Here is a 9,522-nt window from a genome sequence, read left to right on the forward strand (position 1 = left end):
ATGAGCCAGCTTACCCAAGCTCCTCAGCCGATTGTGTTGCTCTCGCCGCGGGAGCTGGAGAAGATGCGACGGGCCTGCCGCCTGGCCGCGGATCTGCTCAAGCACCTGGAGCCGATGGTGCAGCCGGGGGTTACCACCCAAGAGCTTAACGACGAGGCGGAGCGCTGGACGCGGGCCCACGGGGCCAGGAGCGCCCCTCTGGGCTACCACGGCTTTCCCAAGTCCATCTGCACCAGCGTCAACCACGTCGTCTGCCACGGCATTCCCAGCCCCAAACAGATCCTGCGGGAGGGGGACATTATCAATATTGATGTCACCCCAGTTTTGGATGGCTACCACGGCGACACTTCCAAAACGTTCTTTGTCGGGCAGCCTTCCGAGCGGGCGCGGCGTCTGGTGGAGGTGGCGGAAGAATGCCTGCGGCGAGGCATTGCCGCCGTGAGGCCAGGCGGCAGAGTTGGGGATATCGGGGCTGCCATCCAGGAGTACGCCGAGTCGCAGGGCTACAGTGTGGTGCGGGACTTTGTCGGCCACGGGGTGGGACGGCAATTCCACACGGCACCCCAGATCCCCCACTACGGCGAACGGGGGAAGGGGGAAAAGCTCCGCCCCGGCATGGTGTTCACCATCGAGCCGATGATCAACGAGGGTACCTGGGAAGTGAGGGTGCTGCCCGACAAGTGGACGGCTGTTACGGCAGATGGCAAGCTCTCCGCTCAGTTTGAACATACGGTTGCCGTTACCGAAACCGGCGTGGAGATCCTGACTCTGCCTTCTTCAAGCTCCTAAGCCCTTTATGGACAGTGTGAGCGCTGCCGATCCCCGCCTGCGTCTCTCCTCTGAGAATCTACTGCTGCTGCTGGCGGCAGCAGCGGGGTTGGGCACAGGGCTTTTGGTGGTGGGGTTTCGCTATCTCATCGGCTGGTGCCGCTATCTTTTGCAGGATACTCTCGTCGATAGCATTGTCAGGGCTGCGCAACAACACGGCCTGTTGCTGCTGGGATCCTGGGCAACCATTTTGGCGCCACTGCTGGGGGGTCTGTTGATCGGCACTCTGGGGGTGGTTCTGCCTTTCCCCAACCTCAGCCTCTCCAGTTTGGTGAGTTCCAACCGACCTCTCGCCCCTCGCCCAGAGTGGATCCCCCTTAAGCTGGTGGCTGCTGCCATCTCGTTGGGGGCGGGAGCCTCGCTTGGGCCAGAGGCCCCCAGCGTGGAAAGCGGGGCCCTGCTGGGATGTCTGCTCGGGCAAAACCTGCGCCTCTCGCGGGAGCGAGTGCAACTGTTAATGGCTGCAGGGGCAGCGGCGGGGCTGGCGGCGGGGTTTAACGCGCCGATTGCTGGGGTGTTTTTGGCGCTGGAGCTGGCCTTAGCTCGCTCCTTTACCACGTCGGCCGTCAGCGTCGTGGTGTTGGCAGCGGTGGTGTCGGCCCTGATCGCCCAGGTAGGGCTGGGGGCGCAGCCGGCCTTTCTGCTGCCGACCATTACCCAGCCGGCTTTTGTCTTACCTGCCTACGAGCTCCACAGCCTCCTGGAGGTGCCCCTCTATTTGGGTTTGGGCCTTTTGGCCAGCTTGGTCTCCATCGCCTTCGGCTACGCGCTGGAATGGGGCAAGCACCTGTTCGGTAGTGGCCTCCTGGCGGCCTGGCCGGCCTGGAGCAAGCCGATTCTGGGCGGTGGGATCCTGGGCTGTGTCGGCCTGGGGATCCCGTTGGCCCTGGGGGTGGGCTACGAGACGATTGAGTTGATTCTGCAGGCGGTGCCCTTTTCCCTCGGCCAGCTTGGCCTGCTGTTGCTAGGCAAGTTATTCCTTAGCGCAGTGAGCTTGGGCAGCGGCTTTGTCGGGGGAACCTTTGCCCCGGCTTTGTTCTTGGGGGCGGTGTTGGGGGCAGGCTACGGCCAGGTGTTGGGAAAGGCTTTGCCTGCTATTGCCCTCTCTCCCCCTGCCGCCTACGCCATGGTGGGCATGGGGGCGGTGTTGGCGGCCAGCGTGCGGGCTCCCCTAACGGCGATTTTGCTGCTGTTTGAGATGACGCGGGACTACCACATCGCCTTGCCAGTGATGGCAGCGGTGGGCTTGAGCATTTGGCTAACGGAGCAGTTGCACCCGCCGGCCATTTACCCTTCCGCCCGTCGCAGGCAGGAGCCGAAGGGCCTGACGGTTCAAGAGGTGATGGTGCCCCCTTCTCTGCTGCTGCAACAGGATACGCCCCTGCGGGAGGCCCTGGAGCGTTTGCTGCAACAAAAGTGTCACAGCGCTTTGGTGGTGGACGGGCAAGAGCGGCTGCGGGGCATTCTCACTCTGGAAGACCTCGAGCGGGCCCTGGCCCACAGGGAAGCCGGGGAATTGGCCGAACTGACGGTAGAGCAGGTCAGCCAGGCTCCTGTGCTCACTACCTTCCCCGACGAGGCCGTGGCGGTGGCCGCCGAGCCGATGTACGAATACGATTTGCGCCAGTTGCCAGTGGTCTCGCGGGAGGATCCGGAGCATGTGGTTGGCCTCCTGGATCGGGAGCGGGTGTTGCTCTCCCAAGAGATCGAATCTATGCGGCAAGTCCTTGAGCCGGAAGTTCTTGCTCCAGATGGGGGCAAAAATGGGATCCCTGCCCAGCCCACCCCCTCCTCCCCTACGCCGGCAGACTAGGGAGCAGCGCTGCCGCAGCGGGGCGGAGGGACATTCTTGACACTCCTCCACTAAAGTCGGGGGATTCTTACGCAGTCCATAAACGAACTCACAAAGGCACTGTCAAGACGCCTCTACACAGTTCCCTGCAGCAGAGCCCCAAGGTTCTGCTTACTTTGCAGCCTGGCCAAGAGATTGGCGTCTTCCGGATGCTTGCCACCGGAAGGACGTTGAGGCTCGCCTCAGCAGGACGAGGTTCCCACCAGGCTGAGGTCTCCAGCGCGGGGGTAGGCTTAGGTAGGCGGTGGGCAAACATCTAGCGTACCACAGCTGGCCCTTTGGGGGAGTTAACGGGCAGAATCTCGGCAGATCTCCTGGAGCAGGTGGGCAACTGCCTTGCTGGCAGCGGGAAGAGCTGTCGCCTTCAAGTTGGCGGCCATTTGGGCAACCACCTGGGGCTGAGCCAGCCAGGCCAGCACCGTCTGCCGCAGCAAGGCTAGATTCTCCTCAGATTCTCGCATGACCACTCCCCCACCCCGTTCCACAAAGGCCAGGGCGTTGTGATACTGATGGTCTTCGGCGGCAAAAGGATAGGGGATCAAAATGGCGGGGGTGGCGGTGGCCCACAACTCTGCCAGGCTGAGGGCGCCAGCTCGGCTGATGGCAAAAGTTGCCCGCTGCAGCAGGGCCGCCACATCGGTGCGGAAAGGAAAAGCGCGGTAGCGGGGATGGGAAGGGATCCCAACCTCACTGCCGCCGGTCAAATGCACAATCCAGGCCCCTGCCTCCAACCAGGCCGGGGCACAGGCGGCCACCATGCGGTTCAGGCCCCGTGCCCCCTGGCTTCCCCCCATCACCACAATCAAAGGATCCCCCTCCGGAATTGGCAGATCCGCGGGCAAGGGCTGGGGCTGATAGAACTCCGAGCGCACCGGCGTGCCCACCACGCAGGTGATCGCCCCTGGCAAATGCTCTGCCGTTTCCGCCATGCCCAGGGCCACCAGCCGACAAAATCTCCCCAGCCAGCGGGTCACCTTGCCCGGAAGGCAGTTGGACTCATGTAGCAACACCGGCACCCCCAGCGAGCGAGCCGCCAAGATGGTCGGGGCGGCGATGTAGCCGCCGGTGGTCAGTACAGCGTCAAACCGTCCTTTCCTAAGGATCCGCTGCACCTGCAGCGTTGCCCATGCCAACTGACCCAGGGATCCCAGCTTCTGCCAGGGGGATCCCTGCCAGCCGGACATGGCCACTCGGTGCAGCGGGTAGCGATCCGGCACCAGCTTCGCCTCCAGCCGCTGCGGCACCCCCAGCCACTCAATCTGCCAGGTGGGCAACTGCTCGACAACGGCCAGCGCCGGAAAGATGTGTCCTCCCGTTCCGCTGGCCGCAACCAACAGCCGCAGAGGTGAAGCTGTGTCCCTGGCGCGTGTGCTCACCCGTGTTAGGAGCCGTTGAGATCAACGTAGCGCAGGAGAGTACCCCGCTGCCCGAGGATAAACCCTTGCTCCGGGCCGAAAAACTCAATGCTGTAGAAATTGGCGGGAATGTTGCTCAATTGCTTGGCCTGCTCCCAGGTTTTGCCGCCATCGGGGCTATGGATCAGGGTAGCGCCGCCGCCTACCACCCATAAGTCGTGGTCGTTCTGGTAGGCCGCATTCAGATAGCCAAAGCTGAGGGCTCGCCCAGGGCGCAACGGCTTGGACCACTCGCCGGAGGTGAAGTCGTCCGTGAAAGCAATCTCCGCCCCTTGGTTCAATTTCCAGGCGCTGCCGTTGGGGCCAAAGCCCATGTTCTGAATGCGGCGAGAGCTTTCCCGTGGATACGGCTTCCAGGACCGACTTTCGGGGGTGTAGAGAAAGTAGAAGCTGCCCCGCGATGACACGGCCAGATACTCTCCTCCTGGGCCGCGGGCAATGTTTTTAATTGCCCCAATCGGTTCTTCTACCTGGGCATGCCAGGTCTGTCCCCCATCTTCTGTGCGGTAGATGGCCCCCACATTGGTTACCATCTCAGCAGCCCCAGGCCCCAGGGCTTGGATCAGGAGCGGCTCCCCCGGCAGTTGGTTGCTGAGGCGGATGGAAGTCCAGTCGGATCCCTCGTTGAGCGTGTGGAGGAGGATCTTCGGCTGCCCCACCACCCAGCCTTCTGCTCCAGCAAAGCTAATCGAGCTCAGGTAGGCTTCCGGCTCCAGTGCCGTCAGCTTGCGCACCTGCCAGTGGAGGCCACCATCCTGAGACTCCAACAGCGTCGCTTTATCGCCCACCAGCCAGCCATGAGAAGGGTTGGTGCCGGTGAAAGCAATGTCCAGCAGGATGTTCTGGGTGGGCACCTCGACTTGTTGCCAGGGCACCACCTTCATGTCTGGCATCCGCGCCGCCATCAGCAAGAGAGAGAAGGCAGCCAGCAGCACCAGTCTCCAGAGCTTAAGCATCTTGGCCATCACTCGACGAAGTAGAAACTCATCAAAAACAAAAATCCCAGCGCCAATCCCAAGAAGATGAGTAGGTTCTTTTGGGCAGGGGTCATTACATTGACCCCCAGGCCGTAGCGCAAGTTCTCTTGAAAACCGGAAGGCTTGCCCTTGGCGCCCACCGCTTGAAACAGGCGCTTGCCGGCGCGGCACACCGGACATCTCCAGTCGGCAGGCAGCTCCTCAAAGGGCACACCTGCCGGGATCCGATTGAGCTGATCCCCCTTGGCCGGCTCGTAAACATAGCCACAAGAGCGACATTCATAGCGCTGCATGCGCATGGGATCGCCAACCTGCGCATCGGCTTCATCTTCCGGCAACTCGATTAGCTTCGGTATCCTGGAGGGCTTGGGCGGGTTGACGGGATCCGGTTGCGAGCCATTCATGGTCTGGGAGGCATTTGCATCACTAGATCTTATTATGAGAGGAATTGTTACAAAAATCTACTCGGCCTTCTGATCCTTTCCTCAAAGCACCGATTGCCAACTCGGGGGGCGGGGAGATTTTGCAGAGTTAAAAACAGCCACGAGATGGGATCCCCTGGGACTCCGTCTTGAACAGGGGCATACCTGGCCTATCTCTTGACACCTCTCCGGCAGCGTCAAGGAACGTCGTCTCACTCGCCAGCGGGGCGAAGGGGTCTGCCAGACAAACCGGCCAGGGTTCACGCCTTGGATCCCATGCTATGTTTTGACTATCCTATTCCCATGTTGTGCCAGTGGGTGTCCGCCATGACCACGCCCCCTCGCCGACCTACCCTCAACCACGTGTTGATCGTCAAGGATCGCCACGGGCCAAAGGCTTACTGGCTGACAGCCGAGCTCTATTCCCTGGGGCGGGATCCGAGCAACAGCATCCGCATCGACTCCCAATACGTCTCCCGCCACCACGCCATTTTGGTGAAGACCGAATCTCCCTCCTCTCCCGATGGGTTTACCTACCAAATCATCGATGGAGACATCCATGGCACGCCCAGTACCAACGGCCTCTACATCCGGGGGGAGCGGGTGGAGTTTCGCGATCTCGAGGACGGAGACGAGATCCAGTTTGGCAACGACGCTACTGCCACCTACTCCCTGCAAGCTCAGGATTTGGACAGGATTCTCTCCACCTTTGAAAATACCCAGATCGTTGGCCTGTGAGAGCCGATTCATCAGTTGGGGGGGAAGGCTTTGGCGTGGTGGAATGGCTACCGCCTGAAGGGGGGATTCTTACGCAGTTCAGAAATGACCTGGAACAGGTGGTTTTGCCGGAGTATGCGATTGTGGGCGAATTGCGCCAATCGCTGCTGGCGGCAGGGGCGCTGGGATCCCTGATGTCGGGGTCGGGGCCAACGGTCTTTGGGATCATGCCCAGCCTAGAGCAGGCCGCCCAAGCGCGCGACAGCCTGCGTCGCTAGTTTGAGAAGGTGGGGTTTTGGGTTACGCAGTTTGCCCCCACCGGGATCCTGTTGGAGCCGGATCCCTGCCGCCTCAGCTCCAGCTAGGGTGTCGGCTGGATTGACCAGATGTGGGATCCCCATCTGGATCCTTCCGTCTGCTTGCCATAGTAGGATCAGCACCTGCGTACCCTACCTTGCACGGACCGCTGGTCTTTAGCGGCCGAGATTTTTCTAACCTCAAACGCCCCTCATGCCGCCCATCACCAAGATCCTGATCGCCAACCGAGGCGAGATTGCCCTGCGCATCATCCGCACCTGTCAGGAAATGGGGATCCGCACCGTGGCCGTCTACTCCACTGCGGATCAGAACTCGCTGCATGTCCAACTGGCGGACGAGGCCGTCTGTGTAGGGGATGCCCCGGTGGCCAAAAGCTACCTCAACATTCCCAACATCATCTCGGCAGCCCTTACCCGCGGCGCCAATGCTATTCATCCGGGCTACGGGTTCTTGGCGGAGAATGCCAAGTTTGCCGAGATGTGTGCCGACCACAACTTGATCTTCATCGGCCCCTCGCCAGAGGCGATGCGCAAAATGGCCGACAAAGCCACGGCCCGCGAGACTATGCAAGCGGTGGGCGTGCCGACCGTGCCCGGCAGCCGCGGCTTGATCACCTCTGATGAAGAAGCAGTGAAGCTGGCGGAGAAAATCGGTTACCCCGTGATCATCAAAGCCACTGCCGGCGGCGGGGGGCGGGGCATGCGGGTGGCCAGAGATGCCCAAGAATTGCTGAAGATGATGCGCACTGCCCAGGGGGAAGCCCAGGCGGCCTTTGGCAATGGCGGGATCTACCTGGAGAAGTTTATCGAGCGCCCCCGCCATGTGGAGTTTCAGATCTTGGCCGACAGCCACGGCAATGTGGTGCACCTGTACGAGCGGGATTGCTCAATTCAGCGGCGGCACCAAAAGCTGCTGGAAGAGGCCCCCAGCCCGGCTTTGACCACGAGCTTGCGCGCCCGCATGGGAGCAGCAGCGGTGAAGGCAGCCAAGGCGGTGAACTACGTGGGGGCGGGCACGGTGGAGTTTTTGCTGGATAAAAACGGCCAGTTCTACTTTATCGAGATGAACACCCGCATCCAGGTGGAGCATCCGGTTACCGAGATGGTGACGGGGCTGGATTTGATTGCCGAGCAAATTCGCATCGCCCAAGGTCAACCTCTGACCTTTCGCCAGAAGGATGTGGAACTGCGGGGCCATGCCATCGAGTGCCGCATCAACGCCGAGGATCCCAAGCAGCAGTTTCGCCCTTGCGCGGGCACCATCAGCGCCTATTTGCCCCCTGGGGGGCCGGGGGTGCGCATGGACTCCCACATTTACACCGACTACACCATTCCCCCCTACTACGATTCGCTGCTGGGCAAGCTGATCGTCTGGGGGCCCAACCGGGCGGCAGCTATCCGCCGCATGCAGCGGGCACTGGGGGAATGCGCCATCACCGGCGTGCCCACCACGATCCCTTTCCACCAGCAGATCCTGCGCCACGAGGCTTTTTTACGGGGCGAAGTGTACACGGATTTCATCACCCAACACCTGCTGCCCAGCCAGTAGCAATCCAATCAGAAGTCGTTTGGGATCCCGCTTTGAACTGCGGCTTGCCGGAAGTTAGAGTTAAGGGTGAGTTGAGGGTTGCTGGTCTTGCAGATGAGGGATCCCTGGCCCGACTCGGTTCAACAGGCGCATCTCCAGCGTCAGTCGAGCTGCCCTGTGCCCAGCCTCAGCCAGTTGGTGCTGCAATTTTTGCAGGAGCGGGATCTGGCCCCAACCAGCCGCCGCACCTACCGCATTGCTCTGGAGTAGTTTGCCAAAACTTGCCCGGTGCCGCTGGGACAGGTGCAGCCGTCCCACGTTCAGTCTTTTTTAAACAGCTTGAGGGGGCGTCCGTTGCGCAACCGTTCGGGCCAGTGGATCCATCCGCCTGCCTCTCCCGCTACCTACAACCTGAAGCGGCTGGCGCTGCAACAATTTTTTGAATGGGCCAGCCAGCGAGGCTACTTTCCGGATCCCTTGCCCACCCAGGCCATTCGACCTGCCCGCCTGCCCGCTCGTCTGCCTCGCGACCTGGATCGGCTGTTGTTGCAGCGGGTTCTGCAGCGGGCCCAGAGCCATTCTCTGCGCTACGCAGCCTTGATCCGCCTGCTGCTGGAGTGCGGCCTACGGGCGCGGGAGCTGTTGGACTTGACGGTGCAGGATTTTCGGATCAGCCCTGAGGGATCCCTGTTGGAGGTGCGCTGTGGCAAGAGAAGTAAACCCCGCGCTGTGGCGGTCGGGGATCCCCTCTCCGAGCTGCTGCAACAATATCTAAGCCAAGAACGGGGCCCGTGCGCGCCGACGGATCCCTTGTTTGTCTCCCAATCCCGCTGCCCGGCCTACCGGGGTCGTCCCCTCACCTACGATGGCCTACGTCATATTGCGCTTAAGCTCACCGAGCCTGAGCCGGGCCACCAAACCCCCCACCAGTTTCGCCACAGCTTTGCCACTCTGCTGCTGGATCGCGGCGTTGCCCCTGAGCCTATCCAGCACTTGCTGGGCCATACGACTGCTGCCATGACGATGCGCTACACCCAGCGGGCCAACTTGAGAGCAGCTATTGCCCGTTCCCGCGCGATCTTGGATCAGGGCTTGATCTAGGGATCCCTTGTTGTGCCCTGGCCCCTATTTTGTTTGTAGTAGGGAAGGGAATGCTTGCAAGGGGTGACCGAGCTGCCCACCGGCTTTTTGGAGGGTGCTCCGGAGCTGGCAGTTGAAGTACTATCTGCCAGCAACACCGTAGAAGAAATCGGGGGGAAGATTGCCGAGTACTTCGAGAACGGTGCCCCCCTGGTCTGGGCCGTTAGCCCAACTCAGCGCTGTTTGACGCCCCCACCGTCTACAGGCGGGGGATTCTTAACGTAAGGTGCGGAATTCCCCACCGTATAGACGGTGGGGATGGATAGCACCCTCTGACTGATTCTGGATGTATTGCTTCACAATTTCTAGGGAGCAAATCATGCCAA

The 9,522-nt window shown here is 61.4% G+C and carries 11 protein-coding genes; 8 read left to right on the forward strand and 3 right to left on the reverse strand.

Annotated elements, in window-relative coordinates:
• Both map and NW845_RS06985 read left to right on the forward strand, forming a co-directional pair.
• Complete coding sequence (gene map, locus NW845_RS06980; protein WP_414364341.1) at nucleotides 1-789, forward strand: type I methionyl aminopeptidase; 789 nt, start codon at nucleotides 1-3, stop codon at nucleotides 787-789.
• 7 nt (nucleotides 790-796) lie between these two features.
• Complete coding sequence (locus tag NW845_RS06985) at nucleotides 797-2,641, forward strand: chloride channel protein (RefSeq protein WP_414364305.1); 1,845 nt, start codon at nucleotides 797-799, stop codon at nucleotides 2,639-2,641.
• 326 nt (nucleotides 2,642-2,967) lie between these two features.
• Here the strand turns inward: NW845_RS06985 and murG are convergent, their stop codons facing one another.
• Genes murG through NW845_RS07000 form a run of 3 tightly spaced genes read right to left on the reverse strand, consistent with a single transcriptional unit; the run spans nucleotide 2,968 to nucleotide 5,371 of the window.
• Nucleotides 2,968-4,056 (reverse strand): undecaprenyldiphospho-muramoylpentapeptide beta-N-acetylglucosaminyltransferase, encoded by a 1,089-nt coding sequence (murG, locus tag NW845_RS06990; protein WP_414364303.1) that lies wholly within the window; start codon nucleotides 4,054-4,056, stop codon nucleotides 2,968-2,970.
• A 5-nt stretch (nucleotides 4,057-4,061) separates the two neighbouring features.
• Nucleotides 4,062-5,060 carry a photosynthesis system II assembly factor Ycf48 gene (locus NW845_RS06995; protein WP_414377721.1) on the reverse strand — a complete coding sequence of 333 codons (999 nt, stop codon included), beginning with the start codon at nucleotides 5,058-5,060 and terminating at the stop codon, nucleotides 4,062-4,064.
• Nucleotides 5,060-5,371: a rubredoxin gene (locus NW845_RS07000; RefSeq protein ID WP_414377731.1), complete on the reverse strand. Its 312-nt coding sequence runs from the start codon at nucleotides 5,369-5,371 to the stop codon at nucleotides 5,060-5,062. Before NW845_RS07000 ends, NW845_RS06995 begins: the two co-directional genes overlap by 1 nt.
• A 450-nt stretch (nucleotides 5,372-5,821) precedes the next feature.
• Here NW845_RS07000 and NW845_RS07005 point away from each other — a divergent pair, with 450 nt between their 5' ends.
• From NW845_RS07005 to NW845_RS07030, 6 genes are all read left to right on the forward strand, one after another.
• Nucleotides 5,822-6,232 carry an FHA domain-containing protein gene (locus tag NW845_RS07005; protein WP_414364298.1) on the forward strand — a complete coding sequence of 137 codons (411 nt, stop codon included), beginning with the start codon at nucleotides 5,822-5,824 and terminating at the stop codon, nucleotides 6,230-6,232.
• Nucleotides 6,233-6,330: 98 nt separating this feature from the next.
• The gene (locus NW845_RS07010) at nucleotides 6,331-6,489 is read left to right on the forward strand and encodes a hypothetical protein (protein WP_414377723.1); all 159 of its coding nucleotides are present in this window, start codon (nucleotides 6,331-6,333) and stop codon (nucleotides 6,487-6,489) included.
• A 232-nt stretch (nucleotides 6,490-6,721) separates the two neighbouring features.
• Nucleotides 6,722-8,077 carry an acetyl-CoA carboxylase biotin carboxylase subunit gene (accC, locus tag NW845_RS07015; protein ID WP_414366862.1) on the forward strand — a complete coding sequence of 452 codons (1,356 nt, stop codon included), beginning with the start codon at nucleotides 6,722-6,724 and terminating at the stop codon, nucleotides 8,075-8,077.
• Nucleotides 8,078-8,170: 93 nt separating this feature from the next.
• Nucleotides 8,171-8,326 (forward strand): hypothetical protein, encoded by a 156-nt coding sequence (locus tag NW845_RS07020; protein ID WP_414366868.1) that lies wholly within the window; start codon nucleotides 8,171-8,173, stop codon nucleotides 8,324-8,326.
• Nucleotides 8,327-8,410: 84 nt separating this feature from the next.
• Nucleotides 8,411-9,157, forward strand: a complete 747-nt coding sequence (locus tag NW845_RS07025) for a tyrosine-type recombinase/integrase (RefSeq protein WP_414377725.1) — start codon at nucleotides 8,411-8,413, stop codon at nucleotides 9,155-9,157.
• Nucleotides 9,158-9,220: 63 nt separating this feature from the next.
• Nucleotides 9,221-9,421: a Uma2 family endonuclease gene (locus NW845_RS07030; RefSeq protein ID WP_414366871.1), complete on the forward strand. Its 201-nt coding sequence runs from the start codon at nucleotides 9,221-9,223 to the stop codon at nucleotides 9,419-9,421.
• Nucleotides 9,422-9,522: the final 101 nt, after the last annotated feature.

Source organism: Synechococcus sp. H60.2, from assembly GCF_047462315.1.
Lineage (GTDB): Bacteria > Cyanobacteriota > Cyanobacteriia > Thermostichales > Thermostichaceae > Thermostichus.

What these genes read in the sequence shown, in the direction of transcription:
- NW845_RS06985 (WP_414364305.1), top strand. Translation starts at nt 797, where the DNA reads ATGGACAGTGTGAGCGCTGCCGATCCCCGCCTGCGTCTCTCCTCTGAG.
- NW845_RS06995 (WP_414377721.1), bottom strand. Translation starts at nt 5,060, where the DNA reads ATGGCCAAGATGCTTAAGCTCTGGAGACTGGTGCTGCTGGCTGCCTTC.
- map (WP_414364341.1), top strand. Translation starts at nt 1, where the DNA reads ATGAGCCAGCTTACCCAAGCTCCTCAGCCGATTGTGTTGCTCTCGCCG.
- NW845_RS07000 (WP_414377731.1), bottom strand. Translation starts at nt 5,371, where the DNA reads ATGCGCATGCAGCGCTATGAATGTCGCTCTTGTGGCTATGTTTACGAG.
- NW845_RS07005 (WP_414364298.1), top strand. Translation starts at nt 5,822, where the DNA reads ATGACCACGCCCCCTCGCCGACCTACCCTCAACCACGTGTTGATCGTC.
- accC (WP_414366862.1), top strand. Translation starts at nt 6,722, where the DNA reads ATGCCGCCCATCACCAAGATCCTGATCGCCAACCGAGGCGAGATTGCC.
- NW845_RS07020 (WP_414366868.1), top strand. Translation starts at nt 8,171, where the DNA reads ATGAGGGATCCCTGGCCCGACTCGGTTCAACAGGCGCATCTCCAGCGT.